This window comes from Curtobacterium sp. PhB137 (genome assembly GCF_003814955.1).
In the GTDB taxonomy this organism is placed as follows: Bacteria; Actinomycetota; Actinomycetes; order Actinomycetales; family Microbacteriaceae; genus Curtobacterium.
The window spans coordinates 146661-173024 of sequence record NZ_RKQO01000009.1 but is presented as its reverse complement, the minus strand read 5'-3'; the positions used below and the strand labels follow the sequence as shown (position 1 = coordinate 173024).

Genomic DNA, 26364 nt, shown 5'->3' with positions numbered 1-26364 from the left:
GCACACGCACCGGCGGACGGGAGGCGCGGTGCAGGCCCGCCACAGACCTCGTCCGTCCCCGGGTGCGCGCGATCAGAGCCCGAGCTGCTCCCGCAGGTACGGCGCGGTCCGGCTCTCGGCGGACGCCGCGACCTCGGCGGGGGTGCCGGTGGCGACGACGCGGCCGCCGTCCTCGCCGCCGGAGGGCCCCATGTCGATGACGTGGTCCGCACTCGCGACGACGTCCATGGCGTGCTCGACCACGACCACCGTGTTGCCGGCGTCGGTGAGGCGTGCGAGCTGTGCGGTCAGCAGCTCGACGTCGGCGGGGTGCAGGCCCGTCGTCGGTTCGTCGAGCAGGTAGAGCGTGTGCCCGGTGCGCGCACGTTGCAGTTCGGTCGCGAGCTTGATGCGCTGGGCCTCGCCGCCGGACAGTTCCGGTGCGGGCTGCCCGAGCCGCAGGTAGCCGAGGCCCACCTGGCGCAGGGCCTCGAGCCCGCGGGCAGCGGCCGGCAGCGACGCCAGGAAGGGGGCAGCCTGGTCGACGGTCATGCCCAGGACGTCGGCGATCGACGCCCCGTCCCACTGCACCTCGAGCGTCTCGTCGTTGTAGCGCGCACCGTGGCACTCCGGGCAGGGCGCCCAGCTGCCCGGCAGGAACAGGAGCTCGACGGACACCGAGCCCTCGCCCTGGCACACCTCGCACCGGCCGCCGGCCACGTTGAACGAGAAGCGGCTGGCGGTCCAGCCGCGGGCCGTCGCGTCGTCGGTCGCGGCGAACGCGGCACGCACGGCGTCGAAGAGCCCGGTGTAGGTGGCGAGGTTCGAACGCGGGGTTCGGCCGATCGGCTTCTGGTCGACCTGCACGACGCGGTCGACGAGCGGGTGCGACGTCGCGACGCCGGGCAGGACCCCACCGACGAGCGACGACTTGCCGGAACCGCTGACGCCGGTGACCGCGGTGAGCACCCCGAGCGGCAGGTCGACGGCCAGGTCCTGCAGGTTGTGCAGGGTGAGGTCGCGCAGCTCGAGGGTCCCGACGGGGGTCCGGACGGTGCGCTCACCGTCGGCACGGTCGCGCGGGTGCAGGAACCGTCGGGTGACCGATGCCTCGACGTCGGCGAGGCCGTCGACGGGGCCGCTGTACAGGACGGTGCCCCCGCCGGACCCGGCACCCGGGCCGACGTCGACGATCCAGTCCGCCCGCCGCACGATGCTCATGTCGTGCTCGACGACGAAGACGCTGTTGCCGCCGGCACGCAGGTCGTCGAGGACCTCGACCAGGGACTCGGCGTCGGCCGGGTGCAGGCCGGCGCTCGGCTCGTCGAGCACGTAGACGACACCGAACAGGCCGGAGCGCAGTTGCGTCGCGATGCGCAGGCGCTGCGTCTCGCCGGGGGAGAGCGTCGGGGTGGCCCGGTCGAGCGCGAGGTACCCGAGGCCCAGGCCGACGAGCACCTCGACCCGTGTGAGCAGGTCGCGCGAGATCGCGACGGCGACCTCGGTGTGCTCGCCGGACGAGGCGCGTGAGGTGGCAGCGCCGGCGTCCGTGATGGTGGCGATCGGGCGCAGGACGTCAGCCAGCGCCGTGAGCGGCAGGCCGTTCAGGTCGGCGATCGAGTGGCCGCCGACCGTCACCGCGAGCGCGGCCCGGGTCAGGCCGGTCCCGCCGCAGAGGCCGCACGGACCCGACTCGACGAACTGCAGCACCTTGGTCCGCTGCGTCTCGCTCTGCGAGTCGGCGAGGGTGTGCATCACGAACTGTCGTGCGCTCCAGAACCGCCCCTTGTACGGCTTCGCGACGCGGTCGCGCTTCGGGTGGACCTGGACCACCGGCTGCTCCTCGGTGAACAGCAACCAGTCGCGGTCCTGTCGGGAGAGCTCACGCCACGGCACGTCGATGTCGTAGCCGAGCACCGCCGTGACGTCGCGCAGGTTCTTGCCCTGCCACGCCCCGGGCCACGCAGTGATCGCGCCGTCGCGGATGCTCAACGACGGGTCGTGGACGGCCGAGGCCTCGGTGACCTCGTGGGCGATGCCGAGTCCGTGGCACCGCGGGCAGGCTCCGGCGACGGTGTTCGGCGAGAACGAGTCGGACTCGAGCCGGTCGACGCCAGACGGGTAGGTGCCGGCGCGGGAGAACAGCATGCGCATCGAGTTCGACAGGGTCGTCAGCGTGCCGACGGTCGAACGGCTGCTCGGGGCACCGCGGCGCTGCTGCAGGGCCACGGCGGGTGGCAAGCCGGTGATCGATTCGACGTGCGGCGTCGAGCCCTGCGCGATGAGGCGTCGGGCGTAGGGAGCGACGGACTCGAGGAAGCGGCGTTGTGCCTCGGCGAACACCGTGCCGAACGCGAGCGAGGACTTGCCGGAGCCGGAGACGCCGGTGAAGGCGACGATGCGGTTGCGCGGGATGTCCACGTCGACGTCCTGCAGGTTGTGCTCACGGGCGCCGCGGACGCGGATGAAGTCGTCGGGCCCCGGTTGGTCGTCGGTCACGGTCGAGCGGGGAGCGGGCATCTGCTCGATGGTAGGCGGGTGCTGCTGAACGTGGTGAAGGGCCGTCCCGGTTGCCCGGGGCGGCCCTTCACGTGTGGTGCGGTGGTGCGGGGTGTTACTTGATCTGTGCGGTGATGGTGGCGGTGCCGACGAGCAGGCCGCGCTTGACGGCGTCGGTGCCGAAGGTCTTGTTCAGCAGGCCGGCGGCGTCTTCGGAGACGTGGACGGTGGTGCCGGTCAGGATGGCGTTGTCGCCCTCGAGCTGGAGGGGCTTGAGGGAACCGCCCCAGAGCTCGAACAGGAACGCGTTGGACGCGGCGACCTTGCCGTTGACCAGGACGTCACCGTAGAGCTTGGAGGAGCCCGGGTTCACGACGAAGTTCTCGAGCGTCACGGTGGTGTCGCCGGCCTTCAACGTCAGGCCGGAGTCGTCGTGGTTGAGCAGGCCCTGCACGTAGGGCTTGTAGTTGCCGTCCGGCGACCAGTACGTGACCGAACCGGCGGTGATCGGGAACGACACCGACCCGTCCGCCAGGGTCGCATCTCCGGAGACGCCGGGGGTGAGCTTGAGGGCGGTGAGGGCGTCGGTGAAGCCGGAGTCGAGCTTCACGGCGGTGGAACCACCGAGGACCTCGGGGACCGAGGCGACCGGTGCGGGGATCTTCGACGACGACGACGAGACCGTGTGGATCTGGGGGGTGGAGGCCTGGGCGGAGGAGATGCCGAACGCGGCACCGCCGAGCACGAGGGCGCCGGTCGTGGCGAGGGTGATGGAGGTCTTCAGGCTCTTGCGCATGGTGATCGTTTCCTTTGCTGAGGTGTCGCGCTCGGCGCGGCTGCTGTGTGCGCGCCGAACACACCCTGGTGCAGGGTGGAGAACCAGCAATGTGCGGCTGGTGAGCGCTCCGGGTGTTTCCCGGTCTGTGCAGGTGATTCGGGGGCCTCCGGCAAAAGGTTTGGACCGATCTGTCCTCGTTACCGGTCTGTGACCTTCGCGCCCTGGACGCGACCAGCGGACGGAAGGGAGGCCCGGTGCCAGCTGGCACCGGGCCTCCCGTCCGTCGTCCACGTGGGTTCAGAACGCCTTGCCGGGATTCAGGGTGCCCGCCGGGTCCAGGGCGTCCTTGACGGCACGGTGCATCGCGAGGACCCGCTCGCCGAGCTCCTGCCGCAGGCCGGGCAGCTTGAGCAGGCCGACGCCGTGCTCACCCGTGACGGTGCCGCCGAGTGCCAGGCAGTCCGCGACGATCTGGTCGAACGCCTGCTTCGCGCGGGCCTTCGCGGCCTCGTCGCCCTCGGGAGCGATGATCAGCGGGTGCAGGTTGCCGTCGCCGGCGTGCGCGATGTTCGCGATGGTGACGTCGTGCGCTGCCGCCGTCGCCTGGATCCGTCGGAGCATCTCGGGCACCGCGCTGCGGGGCACGCAGATGTCCTCGGTGAGCACCGGTCCGAGCCGCTCGAGTGCCGGGTACGCGAGTCGCCGTGCCTGGAACAGCCGGTCGATGTCGTCGGGGTCCGTGGCGCGCTCGACGTCGGTGCCGCCGGCCTGCGCGAAGACGGCTGCGACCTGGTCGGCGAGCTCGTCCCCCGCGGCACCACGCTCGTCGACCCGGGCAAGCAGCAGGGTGTCGACGTCGGACGGCAGCCCGAGGTGCATCCAGTCGTCGACGGCCCGCAGGCAGGTCCGGTCCACGATCTCGAGTGCTGCGGGGATGATCCCGGCACGCGAGATCGCGGCGACGGCGTCCCCGGCGGCGCTGAGCGAGGGGAAGTACCCGATCACAGCACGTTCGTCGCGTCCGGCCAGGGGGAGCAGCTTGACGGTGACCGACACGACGATGCCGAGCGTGCCCTCGGACCCGACGATCAGGCCGGCCAGGTCGTACCCGGCGACACCCTTCGCCGTGCGGCGTCCGAGCTCCACCACGGAACCGTCTGCCAGCACCACGGTCATCCCGAGCACGTAGTCGCGGGTGACGCCGTACTTCACGCAGCAGATCCCGCCGGCGTTCGTCGCGACGTTGCCGCCGATCGTCGAGATGGCCGAGCTCGCCGGGTCCGGCGGGTACCAGAGTCCGTGTTCCGCGACGGCAGCCCGCAGTGCGTCGTTGACCACACCGGGCTGGGCGATGGCGTAGCGCTCGTCGGTGTTCACCTCGAGCACCGCGTCCATCAGCTCGAGGGACAGGACGACCGATCCGGCCATCGCGTTCGCCCCGCCGGACAGCCCGGTTCCGGCGCCGCGCGGCACGACCCGCACGCCGGCGGCTGCCGCCCACCGGACGGTGGCGACGACGTCGTCGGTGCTGCGTGCGAGGACGACGGCGAGCGGTGCGGTGGAGTCGGCCCACTCGGCGTCGTCGTGGCGGTACCGCTCGAGCGACGCCGGGTCGCGGAGGACCTGGTCCGGCTCGAGCAGGTCGTCGAGGGCGGCTGTGTCGACGGCGTGACTGACGGTCATCGGTTCGGGGGTCCTTCCGGGCGCGGCGGTGCGGCGACGACGATACCGCGCTGAGTGGACGACCCGTGTCGCCTGCCAGGGACGCCGGACGACGGTGAGGCACGCGGCGGATCCGTCGCGGTGAGCAAGGAGGCCCCATGTACTTCCACGCACAGACCTGGATCAACGAGATCGTCGACGGCGAGCCCGACCCGGCAGCGGCCAACGCCCTGCAGGAAGGGCTCGGCGGGCAGTTCGGCGAGATGCGCACGATGATGCAGTACCTGTTCCAAGCGATGAACTTCCGCGGCCCGGCGGCGAAGCCGTACCGCGACCTCATCCAGGGCGTCGGCACCGAGGAGATCAGCCACGTCGAGCTCATCGGCACCACGATCTCCCGCCTGCTCGACGGCTCGCCCGAGTACACCGGCAAGCTCACCGACCCGCTCGACAAGCCGGGCGCGAAGGGTGCGACGCCGCTCAACATCGCGCTCGACACGAGCAACATCCACCACTACCTGGTCGGCGCCCAGGGTGCCCTGCCGGTCGACGCGGCCGGCAACCCGTGGAGCGGCAGCTACGTCTACAACTCCGGCAACCTGCCGCTCGACCTGCTCTACAACCTGATGCTCGAGTCCACCGGTCGCCTGCAGAAGTGCCGCATCTACGAGATGACGGACAACCCCACGGCCCGCAGCACCGTCGCGTACCTGATCGTCCGCGACCAGGCACACGAGAACGCGTACGCGAAGGCACTCGAGACTCTCGGCGTCGACTGGAAGACCCTGCTGCCGATCCCGAAGACGAACGCCGAGCGGTTCCCGGAGGTCAAGGAGCTCCTGGACCTCGGGCTGCAGAGCAAGCAGTACAGCTTCGACCTCGACGGGGCGTCCGAGGCGGGCAAGATCTTCCGCGGGGCGTCACCGTCGAAGGACGGCACGGACCTGACGGCGACCGAGCAGGCCCCGGCCGGCGTGCCGTCGTTCATCGCTCCGGAGCGCCTCGAGGAGTTCGCTCCCGGGCTCGACGCCGACCTGCTGGCGCTCATCCAACAGACCGCCGAGCTCGAGCTCGACACCGTCGAGGTGAGCACGTACGGTCCGGTGGCCTGAACCTGCGCGGGCTCGCGGATCAGTCGAGGCAGAACTCGTTGCCCTCGACGTCCTGCATCACGATGCATGACTCGTTGACCTGATCCGCGAGCATGCGGCGGAACTGCGTCGCGCCGAGCGCGACGAGGCGAGCGCTCTCCGCGTCGAGCGCTGCGAGACGTTCCTCGCCGACCAGACCGGTGCCGACCCGGACGTCCAGGTGCACGCGGTTCTTCACCGTCTTGCCCTCGGGCACCCGCTGGAAGAACAGCCGCGGCCCGACGCCCGTCGGATCGACGCAGGCGAAGGCGGAGTCCTGGTGCTCGGGCGGGAGCGAGGCGTTGAACGCCTGCCAGTCGTCGAACCCGGGCGGGGGAGCAGGCACCTCGTAGCCGAGGACCTCGCACCAGAACCGGGCGACCCGCTCCGGCTCGGCGCAGTCGAACGTCACCTGGACCTGTCGCACCGTTGCCATGCGCGCCAGGGTAGGCGCGCGGCGCGGGTCGCGCGCACCCGTTCTGCGACGGTCCACGAGTCGATCGACGCGTGGTCCGTCGGAACACTCGTGTTCCGACGCCGGAACAGAAGTGTCAGTCAGTGCTTCCCGCGGAGGCGACCGATGCCGAGGACGATCGCCACGACGACCATGCCGAGGACGACACCAGCGACCGCCGAGACCGCGGTGTCGACGATCCACGTGATGACCGGGCCTGTTGCCTCGATCGCGTGCTCGATCGTGTGCAGCAGGTCGTACGGGCCGTGCCAGAAGGTCTCGGCGAGGTTCGCGATGACCAGGTGCCCGCCCACCCAGAGCATGGCCACGGTGCCGATGACGCTGATGACCCGGAAGACGGTCGGCATCGCCCGCACGATCCGCGCTCCTGTGCGACGGGTCCGGCGGACCGAGTTCTTCATCATCTGCAGACCGACGTCGTCGATCTTCACCAGCAGGGCCACCGCGCCGTAGACGACCGCGGTCATGACGAGCCCGATCACGATGAGGGCGCCGAGCGTCGGCCAGAGCCCGAGGTCGGGGTCGAGGCCGGCCAGGGCGATGAGCATGATCTCGGTGCTCAGGATGAGGTCGGTCCGGATGGCGCCGAACACGAGCTTCGGTTCGGTGACCGAGTCGGTGGAGCCTGCGCCGTGGTGCACACCGAACCACTCGGTGACCTTCTCCGCGCCCTCGAAACACAGGTACGTCCCGCCGATGAGCAGGAGGTACGGCAGCACCCAGGGCGCGAACGCGGTGAGCAGCAGCGCCAGCGGGATGATGATGATGAACTTGTTGAACAGGCTGCCGAGCGCGATGCGCCCGACGACCGGCAGTTCCCGGGCCGGCGCGAGTCCCTGCACGTACTGCGGCGTGACCGCGGCATCGTCGATGACGACCCCGGCGGTCTTCGCGCTCGCCTTCAGGGCCGCGGAGAGGATGTCGTCCACCACGGCGAGCAATCCGACTGACATGACTTCGTTCTCCGCTCGTCCGGGCCTGTGACGGTGCTCAGCGTAGTGGGCGCGGTCGACCCTGAACGCCGCCGGGGCGCCATCCGTAGGCTGACGGCATGGCTGACTTCACCGCTGCACAGGCCGCCGTCGTGCGGATCGAACGCGCCGAGGAAGGGCGTTGGGACCTCACGGTGATCAGCGACTCGGGCGTGAAGATGGGGCACGGCGTGTACCTGTTCGACGCCGCGCACGACGACGCCGAGGACGAGCAGGCCGCCGCACTCGACTTCGTGCGCGACTACGGCTTCCGGTTCGAGCGCGACGCCGTGCAGGCTGACGGCGCGGACGCATACTGGGCACCGCTGCTGCCGTCCGACCAGCAGTAGCCGACTACAGGGACGCGATCAGCTGCTCGACCCGCATCCGGATGTCGTCGCGGATCGGGCGGACCTGCTCGATCCCCAGCCCGGCCGGGTCGTCGAGGTCCCAGTCCTCGTACCGCTTGCCGGGGAACACCGGGCAGGCGTCCCCGCAGCCCATGGTGATGACGACGTCCGACTCGCGCACGGTCTCGGTCTCGAGTACCGCCGGCCGGGCGTCGGCGATGTCGATGCCCTGCTCGGCCATCGCCTGCACGGCAACGGAGTTGACCTGGTCGGCGGGCTCGCTGCCGGCGGAGAACACCCGGACGCGGTCACCGGCGAGGTGCTGCAGCCACCCCGCGGCCATCTGGGAGCGTCCGGCGTTGTGGACGCACACGAACAGGACGGCGGGGCGATCGGTCATGCGCCCATCATCCCAGCGCTGACGCCTCGAACCCGATCAGCCACGTGACACCGAACGCGTCCCGCACGGTGCCGTCCCAGTCGCCCCACGGCCGTTGCTGCAGGGCGTCGACGACCGTGCCGCCCTCGGCGAGCGCGTCGAACCACCGCCGCAGCACGTCGGGTTCGTCGGCCCCGAGGAGCGAGAACAGCAGGCCGGTCGCCGCGAACGGCTCGTCGGTCTCGCTCGCGTCCGCGGCGAAGAGCTGCAGCCCGCCGGTGAGCTGCCCGTGGGCGACCGCGTCGGCGGGGCCGTCGGTCCGTGAGAAGTCGGCGTAGGTCGCGATCTGGACCTCGCCGCCGAAGACACCCTGCCAGTGCTCGAGGGCCTGCCTGGCGGTGCCGGCGAACTGGAAGTACGGCGACGGTCCGGTGACGTTCATGCCCGGAACATACCGCTGGACGACGGCGCCCGTCCGCTCGTCAGGCGCTCGGTGCGATGCCGTCGAACGCGCGTCGCAGGATCGCGGCCGCGTCGGGGTCGTCGCCCGTGGCCCAGGTGGTGATCGCCACGTCGAAGCACCCGAGGGCTGCCTGCACGAGGACCCGTGCCCGCAGGTCGGCGTCGGGCCCGTGGAGCTGCTCGACGACGAGGGGCGTCAGGACGTCCGCCCAGGCCTGGTGCTTCTCGAGGTTCCGTGCGCGCAGTGACGTCGTGCTCGTCATCACGCGGACGGACCGTCGACCGGTCTCGGGGTCGTCGGTGCGGCCGCGCTCGAGCATCTCGGCGAACGCCTCGCGCAGCGCGGGCCACACCGGTTGGGTGGTCGACCGCGACCGGAACGCCTCGGCGAGGGCGTCCCGGTGTCGCGCGGGGTCGCCGATGACGGCGTCCTCCTTCGCGGGGAAGTACCGGTGGAAGCTCCGCGCCGAGAGCCCCACCTCGGCGGCGACCTGTTCCACGGTGACGTTGTCGAACCCGTCGGTGTCGAACCGCTCGAGGGCCACGGCCGCGATGCGCGCGCGGACGGCATCGCGGGTGATGTCCCGCAGGCCGGTTCGCACGTCGCTCACGGGGCCGATCGTACCGCGACGTCACCTTCGGTCCAAGTTGTCAGACTCTGACAGTAGTGGCGTACAGTGCTACTCGCATGACCACCACACGTCACGAAGGGACGGCACCATGCAGCAACGCACCCTCGGCCGACAGGGCCTCACCGTCAGCGCCATCGGCTACGGCGCCATGGGCACCACGTTCGCGTACGGACCCGGCGACGACACCGAGTCCGTCGCCGCGATCCGGCACGCCCACGAACTCGGCGTCACGCACTTCGACACGGCCGAGCTGTACGGCTGGGGGACCGGCGAGCGGCTCCTCGGCGCGGCGCTCGCCCCGATCCGCGACGAGGTGACGATCGCCACGAAGTTCGGGTTCACGCCCGAGGCCTACGCGCCGGACTCCCGACCGGAGCACATCCGGCAGGTGGTGGACGCGAGCCTGCAGAACCTCGGCATCGACTCGATCGACCTGCTCTACCAGCACGTCCACGATCCGGCCGTCCCGATCGAGGACGTCGTCGGCGTGATGCAGGAGTTCGTGCAGGCCGGCAAGGTCCGGTACCTCGGCCTGTCGAACACCGATGCCGACCAGATCCGCCGTGCCCATGCGGTCCACCCGATCTCGGCGTTCCAGACCGAGTACTCCGTCTTCTCGCGGGAGTCCGAGGCGCTCTTCCCCCTCGTCGACGAGCTCGGCATCGGCGTCGTCGCGTACTCGCCGCTGGCGCGCGGGTTCCTGAGCGGTGCCGTGCAGCCCGCGAGCGCCTACGCGGCCGACGACATCCGGCAGCAGCTCGAGTGGTGGGCGCCGGAGCACTTCGACGCGAACGTCGCCGTCGTCGCCGCGCTCACCGAGATCGCCGATGTGAAGGGCGTCTCGCTCTCGCAGCTCGCGCTGGCCTGGATCCTGGCGAAGCGCGCCGACCTGGTCCCGATCCCCGGATCGCGCAACCCCGGACGCGTCGCCGAGAACGTCGCCGCCGCCGCGGTGCGGCTCACTGACGACGAGGTGGCGCGCATCGACGCGCTGTCGCGCGACGTCCGTGGGAAGCGCGCGATGGGCTGAGCCCGGCCGGGTGCCGGACGGGAGGCCCGTGGCACGCCCGCCACGGGCCTCCCGTCCGTCCGGTGGTCGTGTCCAGGGCGCGTCTCAGGCGAGCAGGGCGAGTGCGCGGTCCACGACGTCCTCCGGTCGGCCGTCGCCGTGCAGCGCCCACCAGGTGAGGGCCGCGCTCGCCGCGGCCGCCAGTGCGTGCGCGCGCACCGACACCGCGAGGTCGTCGGGCGTCGCGCCGTCCCGCTCGGCCACGAACCGGACGATCGCGTCGGTCAGGGTCGTGACCGTGGCCGCGCCGACGTGCTCGAGGGAGGGGTTGGCGCGGATGACGCGGAGTCGGTGGCGGGTGACCTCGACGGCGTCGTCGGGGAAGGTCGCGCCGATCCGGTACGCCGCGCGGAGGGCGTCCGACGACGACTCCGTGGACGGCCGCTGTCGGAGCGCGTCCCCGAACCGCGAGGCGAACTCGTCGAGCCCGCCCCAGACGAGCGCCGCCTTGTTCGGGAACAGCCGGAACAACGACCGGCGGCTCACCCCGGCAGCTGTCGCGACGTCGTCCATCGACACGGCGTCGAAGCCCTGCTCGTCGAACAGCCGGAGCGCCACGAGGGACACCGCGTCCGGGTCGATCGTGCGGGGGCGTCCCGTCGGCCGATCGCTCGTCGGTCGATCGCTCGCCGGCCGGTCACTCGTCGGGCGCATGGAGTCCTTTCGGCACTGAGTGCTATAACCATCGTGGCGCAGCGAGCGCCTCTCAGTGAGGAGACGACATGACCGACACCACCGCCGGACGTTTCACCGGCAGGACCATCATCGTCACCGGGGCGGGTTCCGGCATCGGACGCGCCACGGCGACGCGCATCGCGAACGAGGGCGGGCGGGTGATCGCGACCGACGTCGTCGCCGAACGCCTCGACGCGCTCCGCTCCGAACTCGAGGGCCTCGAACTCGAGACCGTCGTCGGGGACGTCGCCGCGACCGAGACCATCGACGCACTCATCGCGGCCGCGGGCGATCGCATCGACGGACTGGCGAACGTCGCCGGCATCATGGACGCCTTCCTGCCGCCGAGCGAGGTCGACGACGCCACCTGGGACCGCGTCTTCAGCGTCAACGTCACCGGACCGATGCGCCTCACCCGCGCCGTCCTGCCGCACATGATCGCCGCCGGCCGCGGCGCCGTCGTGAACGTCGCCTCCGAGGCCGCACTCCGTGCCTCGGCAGCGGGTGCCGCGTACACGGCGTCGAAGCACGCGATCGCCGGGTTCACCAAGAGCGTGGCGTTCTTCCACGGGCCGCAGGGCATCCGGGCAAACGCGGTCGCGCCGGGCGCGGTCGCGACGAACATCGAGGCGCCGATGCGCAGCGAGTACGCCGCCAGCCGGGTCGGCCCCATCATGCAGGTCGCCATCCCGCCGGTGGCGCAGCCGGAGCAGCTCGCAGCGGCCATCACCTGGCTGCTCAGCGACGACTCCGCCAACGTGAACGGCGCCGTGCTGCCGAGCGACGGTGGGTGGTCGGTCGTCTGAGGCGGGACGCGCCGCCTACACTGCCGACATGACCGAGGTCCCCGTCGCGCGCTCCGAGTGGGGCCGGTTCGCCCCCGACTCCGTCGAACGCCGGATGCTCGAGCACACCGGCACCGCCCTCGGCCTCGTCCTCCGCCCGCGCACCGTCGTGCTCGACCGCGCCCGCGTCGAGGTCGAGGGCATCGACGCCGCCGACCGCGTCGTCGTGCAGCTCGTCGCGAACCAGGGCGCCTACAAGCCCGCCTGGCGCAACAAGGTGATGGCGGACCTGTTCAAGCTGCTGTGGCTGCGGCAGTCGGTCCCCGGCGTGGAACGAGCAGTGCTCGTCGTCGCCGAACCCGCGGCGAGGGCGCTCGCCGGGTGGGTGGCGGTGGCCGCCGAGGACCTCGGCGTCGAGGTGCTCGTCTGGGACGGCCAGACCGCGGTGCCCTCGCCGCGCTGAGCCCAGTCGACCCGACCCGCGCACTCGTTCACACGTTCGCAACACATGTGGTCCGACTCCGTAACACGGGCGCCCTAACCTCATCACCAGCAGCGGATTTCCGCGTCGCAGACCAACCCGAGCTCGCGACGCACGCTCTCCGCCATACGAGACCGAGCCTGCGTGCTCGCCGACGGTATGGAGGAACGGATGACCACATCAGCGGTCCGCGTGGACGCGGTGCGCAAGGTGTACGGCAGCGGCCCGAGCGCCATGGTCGCGCTCGACGACGTCGAGTTGACCATCGAGCCCGGGAAGTTCGTGTCGCTCATCGGCCCGAGCGGCTGCGGGAAGTCGACGCTGCTCCGCCTGGTGGCCGGGCTCGAGCCCGCCGACCGCGGTGACGTCCGGGTGCACGGTGTCACGCCGGCCCAGGCCTGCGCGGCGAAGCTCATCGGACTCGTGCCCCAGGCACCGGCGCTGCTGCCCTGGCTCACCGTGCTGCAGAACGTGTCGCTCGCCGGGCGCGTGAACCCGGGTGCCGGTCGCCGCCGCGCCGCCATCGAGGACCTCGAGGAGCGCAGTACCGGCACCGGCCCGGACATGCGCGAACTCCTGCGGATGGCGGGACTCGGCGAGGCGATGGACAAGCTCCCCGCACAGCTGTCCGGCGGCATGCAGCAGCGTGCCGCGATCGTCCGTGCCTTCGGCCTGCGCCCCGACGTCCTGCTGATGGACGAGCCGTTCTCGGCGCTCGACGAGTTCACCCGCGAGAGCCTGCAGGACCAGCTGCTCGACCTGTGGGACGAGCTGCGCACGACGGTGCTCTTCGTGACGCACTCGGTGTCCGAAGCCGTCCGGATGTCGGACACCGTCGTCGTGATGGCGCCGCGCCCCGGCCGGATCGTCGACGTCATCGACATCGACCTGCCCCGCCCGCGCAACCAGCGGCTGTTCGAGGAACAGCGGTTCCACGAGTACGAAGACCTGGTCCGGACCCGGTTGCACAGCGCCTGGCGCATGACCGATGCGGCCTGAGGGAGACGGGACGATGAGCGCCACCACCACCTCCACGCCCGCCGCGACCGCCACCACGGCCGACGCCGAGCGACGCACCGCCCGCCGACCGGTGCCCGGTTGGCTCCGACCGACCGTCTGGTTGCCCCTCGTCGTGATGCTCGCCGTCCTGTCGGTGCTCTGGCAGATCGGCGCGACGGCGATGCCGTACCTGCTGCCGCCGCTGCCCGCGGTGGGGGAGACCTTGGCCACGCAGCTGCCCTACTACCTGCAGAACGCCGGCATCACCCTGGCGGAGTCGCTCGTCGGCCTGGCCATCGGGTTCCTCGCCGCCTTCGTGCTCGCGGTGCTGACGAGTGAGCTGCCGATCGTCCGCCGTGCGGTCATGCCGATCGCCATCGTGCTGAACGTCACGCCCCTCGTCGCGATCGCCCCGGCCCTGGTGGTGGCGTTCGGGTTCGGGCCGCTGCCGAAGCTCGTCATCACGGCGCTCATCTGCTTCTTCCCGATCCTGATCAACACCGCCGCAGGCCTGCGGTCCGTGCCGCAGCCCGTGCTGCAGGTGTACAAGACGATCGATGCCTCCCGGTTCGAGATGCTCGTGCACCTGCGGATCCCGAACGCCCTGCCGTTCGTGTTCGCGGCACTCCGGATCGTGTTCCCGCTGTCGATCATCGGCGCGGTCGTCGCGGAGCTGTCCGCCTCGGGTTCGACCGGCGGCCTCGGCACCGTGATCAGCACGGCGTCGTCGATGAACCAGCTCGACGTCGTCTACGCGGCGATCGCGATCCTCGCGGTGATGGGCGTGGTCCTGCTCGGACTCATCACGGTCGTCGAGCGCCGTGTCCTGCACTGGCACCGCACCGCGAACGACTGACGCGCGGTCCGCCGGCCGCACCATGCGGCCGCCCCGCGGCCCTGCCGCACCACCCGCCGGCGCGAGCCTGCCCGCGCGACGTCAGCCGCGCCTCCAGGCCGACGTCCGGCGACCCACCGACCCACCCGCACCCGCCCTGCACCACCCATCCCTTCCCACAGGAGTGACCATGCAGCACAGCACCATGCAGCACCGCACCAAGGCCGCACTCGCGGCCCTCGCCACCGCCGTCGTCGCCCTCGCGCTCACCGGCTGCAGCACCGGCTCGAGCGCCGGCACCACCTCGTCCGAGGGCAGCGCGATCTCGGCCGAGCGGTGCAAGGAGAACCAGGACGCCGGCAAGATCACCTACCTGTCCGGCTACCAGTACCAGTCGTCGGCGTCGATCCTCGAGTACATCGCGGCGGACGAGCTCGGCTACTTCAAGGACCTCTGCCTCGACGTGACCCTGAAGCCGGGCTCGGGTGACACCGCCCAGAACACGAAGCTCCTCGCCAGCGGCCAGGCCACCGTGTCCGCCGTCGCCGAGCAGGACCTCATCCAGGCCCGCGCGAACGGCATCGACATCACCGGGATCTCGTCGTACTCGAACGCCGGCCTCGACGTCCTGATGACGAACAAGGACATCACGAAGCTGCCGCAGCTCGACGGCCAGGTCGTCGGCCACAAGGGCTACGTCCCCGCCTCGGTCCGGGCGATGATGGAGAAGGCCGGCGTCGAGTGGGACTCCCTCACGCTCGTCAAGGAGGGCTACGACCCGTCCGTCCTGCCCCGCAAGCAGAACGGCCTCGAGGCGCTGACCGGCTTCGTGTCGAACGAGCCGAACCTGCTCAAGGCCGCCGGTGACGACGTCACCGTCTGGCAGCCCGTCGACTACGACATCCCCTCGTCGATCGGCGCGATGGCCGTCAACCCCGCCTTCGCGAAGGCGCACCCGACCGCGGTCGAGGACGTCCTGCGCGCAGCCCTGCACGCCTACGACTTCTGCTCCGCGAGCGAGGCGAAGACCAAGCAGTGCGTCGGGTACGCCGCGAAGCTGTCCGGCGCCACCTACGACACCGCCCAGAACACCAAGATCTGGACCACCGAGACGAAGGTCATCGCGGACAACCCGACGCCGGACCAGCCGCTCGGCGGGATCGACCCGGAGAACGTGACGAAGCTCGTCGACATGCTGCACCAGTTCGACATCGTCAAGAGCTCGGTGACCGCCGACGACGCGAAGAGCTGGTTCACGAACGAGTACATCGACGCCATCACGAAGGACGGCGAGACCGTGTGGCCGGCACCGTGAGCGCCATCGTCACCGAGTGTTCCGCAACGACCAGAAAGGCGGCGTGAGATGCCCGCGAAGGAGTACGGGATCTTCCTCCCGATCGGCAACGGCGGGTGGATGCTCTCCACCACGGCACCCCACCCCGAGGCGACCTACGCGTGGAACAAGCGCGCGGCGCTGCACGCCGAGACGATCGGCCTGGACTTCGTGATGTCGATGGCGAAGTGGCGCGGCTTCGGCGGCTCCACCGACCACTGGGGTCGCTCCCTCGAGTCGATGACGATGATGGCCGGCATCGCCGAGGCCACCGAGCGGGTCAAGATCTGGGCGACCATGCACGCCAACGTCCACAACCCGGCGGTCGCCGCGAAGATGTACACGACGCTGCAGGACGTCTCCGGCGGCCGGGCCGGCATGAACATCGTCAACGGCGCCTACGCGGCGGAGTTCGAGCAGTTCGGGATCTGGGACGCGGCCCTCAGCCACGCCGACCGGTACCGGATGACGGAGCTCTGGACCGAGGCGGTCACGCGCCTGTGGACCGAGGACAGCGTGACGATGCACACGCCGTACTTCGACCTCGACGCGTGCGAGTCCCGCCCCCACCCCGCATCGCGGCCGACCATCATCAGCGCCGGCAAGTCCGAGGCAGCCCGGGCGTTCCAGGCGAAGCACGCCGACGGCGCATTCCTGGCAGCGGACAGCCTGGACGAGATGCGCGACCTGTCCCGCGACGTCCACGACCGTGCCGCCGCCGAGGGACGCGAGTGCCGCACCTACTCGATGCTCACGGTCGTGCAGGGCGAGACCGACGCCGCCGCGCAGCGGAAGGTGCGCGAGTGGGGTGCCGGCGTCGACCGCGAGGCACTGGCCTCGATGCGGGCGTCGTGGGGCGTCCCCGCCGAGCAGGCGCGTGCCTGGGCGGACGGTGCTGCCGGTGAGGACGCGTTCCAGACCGCGTACGTCGCCGGGTCCGCCGAGACCGTCACCGAGCACATCGAGTACATCGTCGACCGGGGCGAGCTCGACGGCCTGATGCTGATCTTCCCCGAGTACGACCAGGACATGGTGCTGTTCGGGGAGACCGTCCTGCCGGCGCTCCGCCAGCACGACGCGGCGGTCGTCCGGTGACCGGGGGACCCGACGCGGGTCGCGACCCGCGGCTCGCGCAGTTGCTGTCTGCTCCGCTCCGCCCCGCGCTCGTCGTCGTCGACGTGCAGTGTGACTTCGGTGAGCCGGCGCGGATCGCCCCCTACGGACTCGACGACCGCGCGTCCGTCGCGGTGGACGCCGCCGTCACCCGCATCGGCTCGCTCGTCGACGAGGCCCGCGCAGCGGGCGTCCCCGTCGTCTGGGTCGAACTCGGCAGCGACCCGGCGCGGCCGTGGCGCTCCAGCACGTGGCTGCGCGGCGGTGACCCGGACGGCCCGATGCCGGACGACGAGCCCTGCCGGATCGGCACGGAGGGCGCCGAGTGGTACCGCACGGCGCCCGCCCCCGGCGAGACACGCGTCGTCAAGCGCGGCTACAGCGGGTTCCTGGGCACCGACCTGGAGGCCCGGCTCACCGCCGCAGGGATCGGCTGGGTCACCGTCGTGGGACTCACGACCGAGTGCTGCGTCCTCGCCACCGCACAGGACGCGATGCAGCTCGGCTGGCCCGTGGTGGTCCCGCAGGACGCCACCGCCGCGTACGACACCGACGTGCACGACGCCGCACTCACCCTGATCGACCTCAACGTGGGCGTCGTGACCGACGCCGACGAGACGGTCGCGCTGTGGCGCGCGGCGGCTGACGCTGCTGCGTCTGCGTCTGCGTCTGCGTCCGGGTCCGCGTCTGCGTCTGCGTCTGCGTCCGTTTCGCCGGTGGGTGCCCGATGAGCGGCATGCACCTGGCCTACGACCTGTCCTTCACCCACACCGAGGGGCGGTGGGCAGCGGCCGGCAGCTGGGTCGGCCAGGACTTCCCCGACGTCCGCATGTACATGGAGGTCGCCCGGACCGCCGAGCGCGCAGGCGTGGACATGCTGTTCTTCGGCGACGGGTCCGGTGTGCCGAGCACGTGGCGCGGCAGCATCGACCCGGCCGTCGAGTGGGGCATCCAGTGGCCCCGGCAGGACATGTCGCCCGTGATCGCCGCGATGTCCACCGTCACGGAGCACATCGGGTTCGGGCTCACCTACTCGTCCACGTTCACCCACCCCTTCTCCGTCGCCCGACTGCTCAACTCGCTCGACCACGTCACCGGCGGGCGGATGGCGTTCAACGTCGTCGCCTCGTCGCGGGGCGCGGACGCGGCGAACTACGGGTCCGACCACCTGATCGACCACGACCTGCGGTACGAACGGATGGAGGAGTTCATCGGCGTCTGCCGTGCGCTCTGGGACTCCGTCGCCCCCGACGCGATCGTCCGCGACCGCGCGACCGGCCGGTTCGCCGACCCGGCCGGGGTGCACCCCATCGACCACGACGGCCGCTTCTTCAAGGTGCGCGGCCCGCTCGCGAGCGTCCCCAGTCCGCAGCGGCACCCCGTCGTCGTGCAGGCCGGCAACTCGCCGCGCGGCATCGCCGCCAGTGCGTCGTTCGCCGACCTGGTGTTCGGGTTCGGGTCGAGCGTCGCCGGACAGCTCCGGCACCGGAACGCCCTCGACGCAGCGCTCACCGACGCCGGTCGGGACCCGTCCGGCGTCGGGATCCTCTGGGCGACCCAGGTCATCGTCGGGGCCACCGACGCCGAGGCCGCCGCCCGCCGTGACTCGCTGCTGTCGTTCTGGAACCGCGAGGCCGTCGGCACCTTCATCTCGCACAACGCCGGGTACGACTTCTCCACGCTCCCGGAGACGTTCCGCCTCGGCGAGCTGCGCGACGAGATCGTCGCCGCGCAGGCGAGCCCGGCCGGCCTGGTCGGCAGCCTGGTCGCCGAGTTCGGCGAGGACCACACCATGGACCGCGACGACTTCTTCGAGCACGGCTGGCGTGCCGCGACGGGCCTCGACCACATGCTGGTCGGCGACGCCGCGGGGGTCGCCGACGCCCTGCAGGAGAACTTCGCGGCCACCGGCGGACGCGGCGGCTACATGCTGTCCAGCCCGCTCGGCATGCCCACCGGGTTCGCCGACCTGAGCGAGCTGCTCGTACCGGAGCTGCGTGCCCGAGGTGCCCTGGCACCGCGGTACCCCGGGTCGACGCTCCGCGAGAACCTGGCGGTGTGAGGTGACCCCGGCCCGTCGGTGGCTCGCGCTCGGCGGGCTCTGCCTCGGCTTCTTCATGCTGCTGCTGGACAGCACGATCGTGTCCGTCGCCCTGCCGGACATCGGCAGCGACCTCGGCACCGACGCGTCACTGTCGGTCTGGGTGAACAGCGCCTACCTGTTCGCGTTCGCCGTGCCGCTCCTCGTCGCCGGACGGCTCGGCGACCGCTTCGGGCACCGCCGGGTCTACCTGCTCGGGCTCGCGGTGTTCACCGTCGCGTCGGTCGGGTGCGCGTTCGCACCGGGGATCGGCGCGCTCATCGTCTGGCGCGCCGTGCAGGGCGTCGGTGCGGCGCTGCTGACACCCCAGTGCCTGACCGTGATCCGCTCGTTGTTCGAACCACCCCGGCTCGCCGTCGCGCTCGCCGTCTGGAGCGCCGGTGGCGGTGCGGCGACCGTCGCCGGCCCGATCGTCGGCGGCGTGCTCGTCGAGGCGTGGGGGTGGCCGTCGGTCTTCCTGGTGAACGTGCCCGTCGGCATCGTCACCGCCATTGCCGTGCTGCGGTTCGTGCCGGTGTCCCGGCGCATCGCGGTGCCCCTGCCGGTACTCGCCGTCGTCGGGGTGACCGCCGGGGTGTTCGCGGTGGTCGTCGGTGTCCAGGGCACGGGCGACGGCGTCCTCGCCGCACCCCTGCCGCGGGTCGGTCTGGTGGTGCTCGGCGCACTCGTCGTCGCCGCGGTCCTCACGGTGCAGCGCCGCGCGGGGGACCGGGCGCTCGTCCCGCTCGGGCTGTTCCGCGACCGCGGGTTCGTGACCGGCTCGTGGGGCGCGACCGCGGCGTCGTTCTGCGTCGGGTCGGCCCCGATCCCGCTCATGCTCGACCTGCAGGACGGACGTGGTCTCGGACCCGGCGCCGCGGCCCTCGTGCTCGTGCCGATGGGGGTCGCCTGCCTGGCCGCCGCACCGTTCGTCGGCCGCACGACGAACACCGCGGGCCCCCGTGCAACGGCGACCATCGGCGCCGTCCTGCTCGTCGTCTCGGTGGCACTGACCGCCGTGCTCATCGGGACCGCCGCACCCCTCTGGGCAGTGGCGACGGCGTTCACCGGCTTCGGGGTCGCGAACGCGTTCGTCTGGTCCCCGTTCTCGCTCGCGGCGGTGCTCGGCGCCGGATCGGCGACCATCGGTGCGGCGTCGAGCACCTTCAACACCGTGAAGCAGCTCGGTGCCGTCCTGGGCAGCACGGTCACCGCCGTGCTGCTCGCGGTGTCGACCGACGCGGTGGCCCTCGGTGCCCTGGCGCTGGCGGCCCTCGGGGCACTCGTGGCGGCGGCGTCCCTGCCAGGGCGAGCGCCGGCGGTCCTGACCGGCGCGGTCGTGCACGGCGCCGGGGTCGGGCACGGGCTCGGGTTCCCGACCGCCAACCTGCTGCCCGACGACGCGGGCGCTGTTCCGTCGGACGGGGTCTACGTCGGCTGGCTCACCGCGCCGACCTGGTCCGGTGCCCGTGAGGCGCTCGTGTCGATCGGCAGCAACAGCACCTTCGCCGACCGGCCGCGCACCGTCGAGATCCACGTGCTCGACTTCGACGGCGACCTGTACGGCACCCCCGTCGAGCTCACTGTCGGCCGTCGGCTCCGGCGGCAGCGCACGTTCCCCGGGCCGGACGCCCTCGTCGCCGCGATGCGTGCCGACGAGCGCCGTGCCCGCACCCTGCTCGCCCGCTCCTGAACGAAGGAACCACCATGCAGCACGACTTCACCGACGACCCGTTCGACATCCGCGAGGCGATCGCCGAGGTCCCCTCCGTCGTGGCCGCCATCGCCGCGCGGGTCGACGGCGTGCCGGTCGTCATGGTGGCGACGTCGTTCACCGTCGGGGTCTCGTACGACCCGCCGCTCGCGACGATCGCCGTGCAGCACTCGTCGACGACCTGGCCGGACCTGGCCGGTGCGCCGGTGCTCGGCATCTCCGTGCTCGCCGAGGGCCACGCCGAGCAGACCCGTCAGCTGGCCTCCCGCGATCGGTCGCAGCGACTGGTCGGCGTGCCGTCCACGGACACCGGGGCGGGAGCGATCCTGCTCGACGGCGCGCACTCGTGGCTGGAGTGCTCGGTCGAGGCCGTCCACCGCGCGGGCGACCACGACATCGTGGTGCTGCGGGTGCTCCGCTTCGCCCGCGACCGCACCAACGCCGCACTCGTGTGGCACCGGCCGTCGCGGCGGCGAGTAAGCGTCGCCACCACCTGACGTTCTTTCCCAGAACGCGGGCGATGGGAAACGGAATCGGGCGTACCTGGTCAGAAGTTCCGACCCGGTACGCCCGAAACGACTCGGTATGCGGCACGACCCCGTCAGGAGGCCAGCGCCGCCATCTCGCGCACCACGGCCCGGAGCCGCACCGCGAGCTCGTCGTTGTTCCGCACGGAGTCGCGGTGGGCGGCCTCGCTGAGCGCCGACATCACGAGCGTCACCGCCGTGCGAGCGGTCTGGTCGTCGGTCCTGGTGCCCACGACGCTGAGCAGGGACTGGCGTGACTCGGCCATCCACTGCATGACCATCGAGGACATCTCGGGCCGGAGCACCAGCAGCTCCTTCATCCGTCGGCGGTCCTGGGACAGCGGTACGGTCGCCGCGACGAGGGTGCAGAGGTCGTCGACCAGGCCGCCACGAGCCTCGGTGAACCATGCTGCGGAGGGCTCCGGGACCTCGACGGAGTCGAGTCCGAGGGCGGCGTGCGCCTTGGACGAGAAGTAGTTGAAGAAGGTGCGGGGCGAGACGTCGGCATCGGCGCAGATCTGCTCGATGGTGACGCCGTCCAGCCCGTGCGCGGACACCAGCGTCAGGGCCGCGTCGTGCAGCGCCTGCCGGGTCTGCTGCTTCTTGCGCTCCCGCAGGGTGCACGGCTCCGTCGCCACTGCAGCTGCCGGGGTGGTGATCACGTGGACTCCTGGTGGTGGGGGTTGGTGGGCCGCCCGTGCCGGAAAGGGGGCACGGCACGGACGGCCCGGTCGGTCACCGACGGTGCGTCGGTGTGGATCCGGTCGAACCCGATCCGGTGGGCACCGATCCGGTCGGCACGGACCCGGTCATCGGACCGGTGAACGAGCCGGCGTCGGCAGCGGCAGCGCCGGCTTCGGCCTCGAGCTGGGCCTCGGCGGACAGGTCGGCACGCTCCTGCAGGGCGGAGCGCTGACGCAGCGGCGGCACCCGGAAGAACCAGGTGAGCACGAACGCGAGCAGGATCACGCCGAGGCCGACCCAGTAGATCGTCACGGACGAGGCGTTGAAGCCCGCCATGAACGGCCGGGTGAGGCGGCTGTCGGCACCGGTCAGGAACGAGGTGTCGTTCGTGCTGGTGGCGCTGTCGCTCGTGGTGTTGCCGTCGTCGATCTTCTTCGCGAGCTCCGGGGTGAGCTCGTCGACCCAGTAGGAGCGCTGCGAGGCGTTCGACCAGTCGACGGACACGGTGCCGTCCTGCACGCTGGCGTGTGCCTGGTCGGCGACCTGCTCGAGGGCGGACTGCTCGGCCGCCGGCGTCGCCGCTGCGACCTGCTGGTCGATGACGGACTGGGCCGAGGCGGCGGGGACCGCACCGGCGGCGACCTGCTGCTGCACGGCTGCCGTGACCTGCTCGGTGACCGCGGCGTCGGCGGCCTGCGTCGCCTTCGCGGAGGCAGCGTCGAGCTGCGACTGCACGGTCTTCGTCAGCGGGGTGACGACGGGCGTCCAGATCTTGTCCATCGCGCCCTGGTTCGCCTTCGCGCTGGCGACGGTGGGGTTGAGCGCGGCGTCGAGCGCCGGGCCGAGGTCCTTCTCGTTCGCGGTCGCGTGCAGGATGTTCGCCGGCATCACCGAGAACAGGATCGACAGCAGGACGGCGGTGCCGAGCGTTCCACCGATCTGGCGGAAGAACGTGGCGGACGACGTGGCGACGCCCATGTCACGGGCCTCGACGGAGCCCTGCGAGGCCAGGGTCAGCGACTGCATGACCGAGCCGAGGCCGAGGCCGATCAGGAACATGCCGATCATCAGGAACCAGAGCGGCTTGTCGATCGACATGAAGGTCAGGACGACGTAGCCGGCGGACACGAGCGCGGTGCCGATGACCGGGAAGATCCGGTAGCGGCCGACACGGGCGACGATCTGACCGCTCGTGATCGAGGCGATCATGAGACCGCCGACCAGCGGGAGCGTGGCGAAGCCGGACTCGGTCGGGGTGAGCCCCACGACGATCTGCAGGTAGAGCGGGATGGTGAGCATCGCACCGAACATCGCGAAGCCGACCAGGAACCCGATGACGGTCGCCATCGAGAACGTGCCCGAGCGGAAGAGCTTGAGCGGGATGATCGCCGCGTCGCCCATCTTCGACTCGATGAGCAGCAGCCCGACCAGGCCGACGACCCCGACGACGTAGCAGGCGATGGCGGCGGGGGAGCCCCAGCCCCAGATGCGCCCCTGTTCGGCGACGAGCAGCAGCGGCACGAGGGTGACGATGACGGCGGTCGCGCCCCACCAGTCGACCTTGGGCTTCGCGTCGTCGGCACTGTGCACCTTCGGCAGGTGCAGGAAGACGATGACCATGAGGAGCGCCGCGACGCCGATCGGCACGTTGATCAGCAGGACCCAGCGCCATCCCGTGATCCACAGGATCTCGGAGGAACCGGCGAGCAGCCCACCGATGAGCGGCCCGATGACGGACGAGATGCCGAACACGGCGAGGAAGTAGCCCTGGTACTTGGCACGTTCGCGCGGGGCGAGGATGTCACCCATGATCGCGAGCGGCAGCGACATGAGCGCACCGGCACCGATGCCCTGCACGGCGCGGAAGGCCGCGAGCATGAGCATCGAGGTGGACATCGACGACAGGACGGCGCCGAGGATGAACACGACGATGCCGAAGATGTAGAGGGGCCGGCGGCCGAAGATGTCGGAGAGCTTGCCGTAGATCGGCGTCGCGATCGTCGAGGTGATCAGGTAGGCCGTGGTGACCCAGGCCTGCTGGTCGAGGCCGTGCAGGTCGTCGCCGATGGTGCGGATCGCCGTGCCGAACACCGTCTGGCCGAGGGACGACAGGAACATGCCCGCCATCAGGCCGTAGATCACCAGGAGGATCTGGCGGTGGGTCATCAGGGGCTGCGGGCCGGTCCCGCCGGAGGCTGCTGGGGCCTCGGCGGTGTGCCGACCGTGCTGCACCTGGACGGGTGCGGTGGCGGTCATCGAACTCCTTTTTCGTGCTGTGTAACTTTGCAGACCGCGCAACGATACATCTGTTGCTTCCAGCAAGCAACTAAATGTGCCCACTACGCTGGCCCCATGTGCGACGACCGGCGTGCCGCCGAGCGACTCCTGCGATCCCAGCTCGACCGGCTGTGGGTCCGGCAGACCCTGCGTTCCTCGCTCATCGAGTCCAGCGGCGGCCTCGACCCGACCGCGCGGGTGATCCTGCGAGCCGTCGCCGGTCACGGACCCGTCCGTGCGACCGCGATCGCCGACGCGACGGGCCTGTCCCGCCCGGTGATCAGTCGCCGGGTGGCGTCGCTGGTCGAGGCCGAGCACCTGGTCGGCTCGCCGGACCCCGCCGACGGCCGAGCGACCCTGGTCTCGCTCGCACCCGCGGGCAAGCAGTTGCTCGACCAGCTCGACGCCGCCGGCGCCGAGGTCTTCGACGACCTCACCGAGGAGTTCGCCTCGGACGAGCTGCGCTCGCTCGCCGAGATGCTCACGCGACTGAACGACCGGGCCGACGCGGTCCTCGGGATCGGCACCACGCGCCCGTGACGTGACCAGCAAGAGGACGGGAGGCGCGGGGCGGGCCCGCCTCGTTCCTCCCGTCCGCACGCCCCCCGGTCACTGCGGAGCGTGCATTCGAGATACCGTTGGTGTATGAGCACGGACACCGCCACCACCACCGAGACCACCGACGAGGGGCCCGTGGTGACCTTCGCCGATCTCGGCCTGAGCGATGCTGTGCTCAAGGCCGTCAAGGACATCGGCTACGAAACCCCTTCCGCCATCCAGGAAGCCACCATCCCCACGCTGCTCGACGGCCGCGACGTCGTCGGCCTCGCGCAGACCGGAACCGGCAAGACCGCCGCCTTCGCGCTGCCGATCCTGTCCCGCATGGAGCCCGGCAGCAAGAAGCCGCAGGCCCTCGTGCTGTCCCCGACGCGCGAGCTCGCCCTGCAGGTGTGCGAGGCGTTCGAGCAGTTCGCGTCGCACATGAAGCACGTCCACGTCCTGCCGGTCTACGGCGGTCAGGCGTACGGCGTGCAGCTGTCCGCCCTGCGCCGCGGCGTCGACGTCATCGTCGGCACGCCCGGTCGCATCATGGACCACCTGGCGAAGGGCACGCTCGACCTGTCCGAGCTGAAGTACCTCGTGCTCGACGAGGCCGACGAGATGCTCAAGATGGGCTTCGCCGAGGACGTCGAGACGATCCTGGCGGACACCCCCGACGACAAGCAGGTCGCCCTGTTCTCCGCGACCATGCCCGCCCAGATCCGCCGCATCTCGCAGCAGTACCTGACGGACCCGGCCGAGATCACCGTCAAGACCAAGACCAAGACCGCCGCGAACATCACGCAGCGCTACCTGATGGTCTCGTACCCGCAGAAGGTCGACGCCCTGACCCGCATCCTCGAGGTCGAGGACTTCGAGGGCATGATCATCTTCGTCCGCACCAAGAGCGAGACCGAGACCCTGGCCGAGAAGCTCCGGGCCCGTGGCTACGCCGCAGCCGCCATCAGCGGTGACGTCGCCCAGGCCCAGCGCGAGCGGACCGTCAACCAGCTGAAGTCCGGCAAGCTCGACATCCTCGTCGCCACCGACGTCGCCGCCCGTGGCCTCGACGTCGACCGCATCACGCACGTCGTGAACTACGACATCCCGGTCGACATCGAGTCCTACGTGCACCGCATCGGCCGCACGGGTCGTGCCGGCCGCTCGGGTGACTCGATCAGCTTCGTCACCCCCCGCGAGCGTCGCCTGCTCTCCGCGATCGAGCGCCACACGAAGCAGCCGCTCACCCAGATGCAGCTGCCGACGATCGACGACGTCAACGAGACGCGCCTGACCCGCTTCGACGACGCGATCACCGCGGCGCTCGAGGACCAGGGTCGCATCGCTGCCTTCCGCGACGTCATCGCGCACTACGTCGAGCACCACGACGTCCCCTCGGACGACGTCGCCGCCGCCCTGGCCGTCGTGGCGCAGGGCGACTCGCCGCTGCTCCTGACCGCAGCCGACGACGCACTCCGGACCCAGATGGAGCGCGACGCCCGCCGTGGCGAGCGCGACGACCGCGGTGCACGTGACGACCGTGGGCCGCGCGGCGACCGAGGTGGCGACCGTGGTGGCGACCGGGACCGTGCGCCCCGCCGTTCGCAGCCGATGACCGCCTACCGCATCGAGGTCGGCCGCCGCCACCGCGTCGAGCCGCGCCAGATCGTCGGCGCCCTCGCCAACGAGGGCGGCCTGCGCCGCGACGACTTCGGTGCGATCCGCATCCAGCCGGACTTCTCCATTGTCGAGCTGCCCGCCGACATGGACGGCGGCGTGCTCGACCGCCTGACCGACACCCGGATCAGCGGCAAGCTCATCGAGATCAAGCCCGACCGCCGTGGTGGCGGCCGCCGCGACGAGCGTCCGGAGCGCAAGCCGCGCTACTGACGCGAGTCGCGTCGTCGACGCGAGTGGCGTCCTGAACGCGACCCC

At 71.2% G+C, this 26364-nt stretch carries 26 protein-coding genes; 15 read left to right on the top strand and 11 right to left on the bottom strand.

Translation table 11 applies throughout. The annotated features are described in order from the left end of the window. Positions 1–72 precede the first annotated feature (72 nt). From EDF28_RS17090 to EDF28_RS17080, 3 genes are all read right to left on the bottom strand, one after another. On the bottom strand, positions 73–2499 hold the full coding sequence (locus tag EDF28_RS17090; protein ID WP_123939133.1) for an excinuclease ABC subunit UvrA: 2427 nt from the start codon (positions 2497–2499) through the stop codon (positions 73–75). Positions 2500–2593: 94 nt separating this feature from the next. Then, positions 2594–3274: a hypothetical protein gene (locus EDF28_RS17085; RefSeq protein WP_123939132.1), complete on the bottom strand. Its 681-nt coding sequence runs from the start codon at positions 3272–3274 to the stop codon at positions 2594–2596. Between the two features lie 279 nt (positions 3275–3553). After that, entirely contained in the window at positions 3554–4939 is a 1386-nt protein-coding gene (locus tag EDF28_RS17080; protein ID WP_123939131.1) for an FAD-binding oxidoreductase, read from the bottom strand. A gap of 137 nt (positions 4940–5076) precedes the next feature. On the opposite strand from EDF28_RS17080, the gene EDF28_RS17075 reads away from it, so the two are divergent. Beyond that, complete coding sequence (locus tag EDF28_RS17075; protein WP_123939130.1) at positions 5077–6030, top strand: manganese catalase family protein; 954 nt, start codon at positions 5077–5079, stop codon at positions 6028–6030. Positions 6031–6049: 19 nt separating this feature from the next. On the opposite strand, the gene EDF28_RS17070 is transcribed toward EDF28_RS17075, so the two are convergent. After that, a complete protein-coding gene (locus EDF28_RS17070; RefSeq protein ID WP_123939129.1) occupies positions 6050–6484 on the bottom strand; it encodes a VOC family protein in 435 nt (144 codons plus the stop codon). A 119-nt stretch (positions 6485–6603) separates the two neighbouring features. Further along, complete coding sequence (locus EDF28_RS17065) at positions 6604–7476, bottom strand: DUF808 domain-containing protein (RefSeq protein ID WP_123294644.1); 873 nt, start codon at positions 7474–7476, stop codon at positions 6604–6606. 98 nt (positions 7477–7574) lie between these two features. On the opposite strand from EDF28_RS17065, the gene EDF28_RS17060 reads away from it, so the two are divergent. Continuing rightward, positions 7575–7844 carry a hypothetical protein gene (locus EDF28_RS17060; RefSeq protein ID WP_123294645.1) on the top strand — a complete coding sequence of 90 codons (270 nt, stop codon included), beginning with the start codon at positions 7575–7577 and terminating at the stop codon, positions 7842–7844. Between the two features lie 4 nt (positions 7845–7848). Here EDF28_RS17060 and EDF28_RS17055 read toward each other — a convergent pair whose 3' ends face one another. Genes EDF28_RS17055 through EDF28_RS17045 form a run of 3 tightly spaced genes read right to left on the bottom strand, consistent with a single transcriptional unit; the run spans position 7849 to position 9296 of the window. Continuing rightward, positions 7849–8244 (bottom strand): arsenate reductase ArsC, encoded by a 396-nt coding sequence (locus EDF28_RS17055; protein WP_123939128.1) that lies wholly within the window; start codon positions 8242–8244, stop codon positions 7849–7851. A 7-nt stretch (positions 8245–8251) separates the two neighbouring features. Continuing rightward, the gene (locus EDF28_RS17050) at positions 8252–8665 is read right to left on the bottom strand and encodes a VOC family protein (protein WP_123939127.1); all 414 of its coding nucleotides are present in this window, start codon (positions 8663–8665) and stop codon (positions 8252–8254) included. Between the two features lie 40 nt (positions 8666–8705). Further along, positions 8706–9296, bottom strand: coding sequence for a TetR family transcriptional regulator (locus EDF28_RS17045; protein WP_185094281.1), 591 nt, complete (start codon positions 9294–9296; stop codon positions 8706–8708). Positions 9297–9405: 109 nt separating this feature from the next. Between EDF28_RS17045 and EDF28_RS17040 the strand changes: the two genes are divergently transcribed. Beyond that, positions 9406–10347 (top strand): aldo/keto reductase, encoded by a 942-nt coding sequence (locus tag EDF28_RS17040; RefSeq protein WP_123939125.1) that lies wholly within the window; start codon positions 9406–9408, stop codon positions 10345–10347. An 84-nt stretch (positions 10348–10431) separates the two neighbouring features. On the opposite strand, the gene EDF28_RS17035 is transcribed toward EDF28_RS17040, so the two are convergent. Next, positions 10432–11040, bottom strand: coding sequence for a TetR family transcriptional regulator (locus tag EDF28_RS17035; protein WP_123939124.1), 609 nt, complete (start codon positions 11038–11040; stop codon positions 10432–10434). Positions 11041–11108: 68 nt separating this feature from the next. On the opposite strand from EDF28_RS17035, the gene EDF28_RS17030 reads away from it, so the two are divergent. The 10 genes from EDF28_RS17030 (at position 11109) to EDF28_RS16985 (ending at position 20898) form a co-directional block, all read left to right on the top strand. Then, positions 11109–11867: an SDR family NAD(P)-dependent oxidoreductase gene (locus EDF28_RS17030; RefSeq protein WP_123672909.1), complete on the top strand. Its 759-nt coding sequence runs from the start codon at positions 11109–11111 to the stop codon at positions 11865–11867. Between the two features lie 28 nt (positions 11868–11895). Then, positions 11896–12309 carry a hypothetical protein gene (locus tag EDF28_RS17025; protein WP_123939123.1) on the top strand — a complete coding sequence of 138 codons (414 nt, stop codon included), beginning with the start codon at positions 11896–11898 and terminating at the stop codon, positions 12307–12309. 189 nt (positions 12310–12498) lie between these two features. Further along, a complete protein-coding gene (locus tag EDF28_RS17020) occupies positions 12499–13326 on the top strand; it encodes an ABC transporter ATP-binding protein (RefSeq protein WP_123294748.1) in 828 nt (275 codons plus the stop codon). Positions 13327–13339: 13 nt separating this feature from the next. Then, positions 13340–14182: an ABC transporter permease gene (locus EDF28_RS17015; RefSeq protein ID WP_221182577.1), complete on the top strand. Its 843-nt coding sequence runs from the start codon at positions 13340–13342 to the stop codon at positions 14180–14182. A 169-nt stretch (positions 14183–14351) separates the two neighbouring features. Continuing rightward, positions 14352–15476, top strand: a complete 1125-nt coding sequence (locus tag EDF28_RS17010) for an ABC transporter substrate-binding protein (protein ID WP_260155069.1) — start codon at positions 14352–14354, stop codon at positions 15474–15476. A gap of 48 nt (positions 15477–15524) precedes the next feature. Next, the gene (locus EDF28_RS17005) at positions 15525–16589 is read left to right on the top strand and encodes an LLM class flavin-dependent oxidoreductase (protein ID WP_111086881.1); all 1065 of its coding nucleotides are present in this window, start codon (positions 15525–15527) and stop codon (positions 16587–16589) included. Then, positions 16586–17338, top strand: a complete 753-nt coding sequence (locus EDF28_RS17000; protein ID WP_123939122.1) for a cysteine hydrolase family protein — start codon at positions 16586–16588, stop codon at positions 17336–17338. Before EDF28_RS17005 ends, EDF28_RS17000 begins: the two co-directional genes overlap by 4 nt. Then, entirely contained in the window at positions 17335–18669 is a 1335-nt protein-coding gene (locus EDF28_RS16995) for an NtaA/DmoA family FMN-dependent monooxygenase (protein ID WP_123939121.1), read from the top strand. Before EDF28_RS17000 ends, EDF28_RS16995 begins: the two co-directional genes overlap by 4 nt. A gap of 1 nt (position 18670) precedes the next feature. Beyond that, complete coding sequence (locus EDF28_RS16990) at positions 18671–20380, top strand: MDR family MFS transporter (protein WP_260155068.1); 1710 nt, start codon at positions 18671–18673, stop codon at positions 20378–20380. 14 nt (positions 20381–20394) lie between these two features. Further along, entirely contained in the window at positions 20395–20898 is a 504-nt protein-coding gene (locus EDF28_RS16985; RefSeq protein WP_123939120.1) for a flavin reductase family protein, read from the top strand. 104 nt (positions 20899–21002) lie between these two features. On the opposite strand, the gene EDF28_RS16980 is transcribed toward EDF28_RS16985, so the two are convergent. Continuing rightward, complete coding sequence (locus EDF28_RS16980) at positions 21003–21590, bottom strand: TetR/AcrR family transcriptional regulator (protein WP_123939119.1); 588 nt, start codon at positions 21588–21590, stop codon at positions 21003–21005. A gap of 73 nt (positions 21591–21663) precedes the next feature. Then, a complete protein-coding gene (locus EDF28_RS16975) occupies positions 21664–23868 on the bottom strand; it encodes an MDR family MFS transporter (RefSeq protein WP_123939118.1) in 2205 nt (734 codons plus the stop codon). Positions 23869–23964: 96 nt separating this feature from the next. Here EDF28_RS16975 and EDF28_RS16970 point away from each other — a divergent pair, with 96 nt between their 5' ends. Next, on the top strand, positions 23965–24429 hold the full coding sequence (locus EDF28_RS16970; protein WP_123294655.1) for a MarR family winged helix-turn-helix transcriptional regulator: 465 nt from the start codon (positions 23965–23967) through the stop codon (positions 24427–24429). A gap of 105 nt (positions 24430–24534) precedes the next feature. Continuing rightward, positions 24535–26319, top strand: a complete 1785-nt coding sequence (locus tag EDF28_RS16965; RefSeq protein WP_123939117.1) for a DEAD/DEAH box helicase — start codon at positions 24535–24537, stop codon at positions 26317–26319. Positions 26320–26364 lie beyond the last annotated feature (45 nt).

Excerpts from the sequence above, each read along its gene's own strand:
- EDF28_RS17090 (WP_123939133.1), bottom strand. The coding sequence starts at position 2,499 with ATGCCCGCTCCCCGCTCGACCGTGACCGACGACCAACCGGGGCCCGAC.
- EDF28_RS17085 (WP_123939132.1), bottom strand. The coding sequence starts at position 3,274 with ATGCGCAAGAGCCTGAAGACCTCCATCACCCTCGCCACGACCGGCGCC.
- EDF28_RS17080 (WP_123939131.1), bottom strand. The coding sequence starts at position 4,939 with ATGACCGTCAGTCACGCCGTCGACACAGCCGCCCTCGACGACCTGCTC.
- EDF28_RS17075 (WP_123939130.1), top strand. The coding sequence starts at position 5,077 with ATGTACTTCCACGCACAGACCTGGATCAACGAGATCGTCGACGGCGAG.
- EDF28_RS17070 (WP_123939129.1), bottom strand. The coding sequence starts at position 6,484 with ATGGCAACGGTGCGACAGGTCCAGGTGACGTTCGACTGCGCCGAGCCG.
- EDF28_RS17065 (WP_123294644.1), bottom strand. The coding sequence starts at position 7,476 with ATGTCAGTCGGATTGCTCGCCGTGGTGGACGACATCCTCTCCGCGGCC.
- EDF28_RS17060 (WP_123294645.1), top strand. The coding sequence starts at position 7,575 with ATGGCTGACTTCACCGCTGCACAGGCCGCCGTCGTGCGGATCGAACGC.
- EDF28_RS17055 (WP_123939128.1), bottom strand. The coding sequence starts at position 8,244 with ATGACCGATCGCCCCGCCGTCCTGTTCGTGTGCGTCCACAACGCCGGA.
- EDF28_RS17050 (WP_123939127.1), bottom strand. The coding sequence starts at position 8,665 with ATGAACGTCACCGGACCGTCGCCGTACTTCCAGTTCGCCGGCACCGCC.
- EDF28_RS17040 (WP_123939125.1), top strand. The coding sequence starts at position 9,406 with ATGCAGCAACGCACCCTCGGCCGACAGGGCCTCACCGTCAGCGCCATC.
- EDF28_RS17035 (WP_123939124.1), bottom strand. The coding sequence starts at position 11,040 with ATGCGCCCGACGAGTGACCGGCCGGCGAGCGATCGACCGACGAGCGAT.
- EDF28_RS17030 (WP_123672909.1), top strand. The coding sequence starts at position 11,109 with ATGACCGACACCACCGCCGGACGTTTCACCGGCAGGACCATCATCGTC.
- EDF28_RS17025 (WP_123939123.1), top strand. The coding sequence starts at position 11,896 with ATGACCGAGGTCCCCGTCGCGCGCTCCGAGTGGGGCCGGTTCGCCCCC.
- EDF28_RS17020 (WP_123294748.1), top strand. The coding sequence starts at position 12,499 with ATGACCACATCAGCGGTCCGCGTGGACGCGGTGCGCAAGGTGTACGGC.
- EDF28_RS17015 (WP_221182577.1), top strand. The coding sequence starts at position 13,340 with ATGAGCGCCACCACCACCTCCACGCCCGCCGCGACCGCCACCACGGCC.
- EDF28_RS17010 (WP_260155069.1), top strand. The coding sequence starts at position 14,352 with ATGCAGCACAGCACCATGCAGCACCGCACCAAGGCCGCACTCGCGGCC.
- EDF28_RS17005 (WP_111086881.1), top strand. The coding sequence starts at position 15,525 with ATGCCCGCGAAGGAGTACGGGATCTTCCTCCCGATCGGCAACGGCGGG.
- EDF28_RS16995 (WP_123939121.1), top strand. The coding sequence starts at position 17,335 with ATGAGCGGCATGCACCTGGCCTACGACCTGTCCTTCACCCACACCGAG.
- EDF28_RS16985 (WP_123939120.1), top strand. The coding sequence starts at position 20,395 with ATGCAGCACGACTTCACCGACGACCCGTTCGACATCCGCGAGGCGATC.
- EDF28_RS16975 (WP_123939118.1), bottom strand. The coding sequence starts at position 23,868 with ATGACCGCCACCGCACCCGTCCAGGTGCAGCACGGTCGGCACACCGCC.
- EDF28_RS16970 (WP_123294655.1), top strand. The coding sequence starts at position 23,965 with ATGTGCGACGACCGGCGTGCCGCCGAGCGACTCCTGCGATCCCAGCTC.
- EDF28_RS16965 (WP_123939117.1), top strand. The coding sequence starts at position 24,535 with ATGAGCACGGACACCGCCACCACCACCGAGACCACCGACGAGGGGCCC.